This is a genomic window from Candidatus Protofrankia californiensis (assembly GCF_900634765.1).
Classification (GTDB): Bacteria; Actinomycetota; Actinomycetes; order Frankiales; family Frankiaceae; genus Protofrankia; species Protofrankia californiensis.
In genome coordinates this window covers 17,219-17,730 of sequence record NZ_CAAAFT010000438.1, presented here as the reverse complement: position 1 = coordinate 17,730, position 512 = coordinate 17,219, and the positions used below count along the sequence as shown (strand labels likewise).

The 512-nt window shown below is 67.4% G+C and carries 1 protein-coding gene; it reads left to right on the top strand.

Annotated elements, in window-relative coordinates; genetic code table 11:
• Nucleotides 1–187, top strand: a 187-nt coding sequence (locus DD1DGNOD_RS28365) for a hypothetical protein (RefSeq protein WP_206443373.1), incomplete at its 5' end; no start/stop codon positions are given.
• Nucleotides 188–512 lie beyond the last annotated feature (325 nt).

Sequence of the window (512 nt, the reverse complement as noted above, 5' to 3'; positions counted from 1 at the left end):
GGTGCCCTTGGTGGTGCCCTTGGTTGTCGTGTCCGCATCCGGTAGGCCGTCCGCGTTCGGGGTCGTGGACGTGACGGATCTGGGCGGGGTGTCACCGTCGTCCTTACCAGTGGTACTTGTGCTGTCGCTGGCGGCGTGCGTCGGGTTTTCGGATGGTTGGCTCATCATTGTTCTCCTGGTGGCTTAGCGGCCACCCCTGACGTGACCGCGGCAACAAAAAAGCCCCCCGCCGAATTGGCGGAAGGGCGAGGCGCGCTGACCCGTCGGTGTCGGCCCGAAGGCGGGTTCACGCGCCTAGTTAATGATCATAATGTGCTGCGGCACCTTCCTATTTTGCTCTTGGACAGTGGTGGTCGTCAAACCGACCGCCCCTCCCCGCGCGCCGAACCAGGCGTCACACCCTGTGCTGGGGACCGCAGGCCGCGGCACGGGGTGCGACGCGATCGGCGTCCGGGTCTCGGTGTGGTCCGCGCCCGCGCCCGGGCCTCGGCGTCGGAGGCTGGTACGCGGAG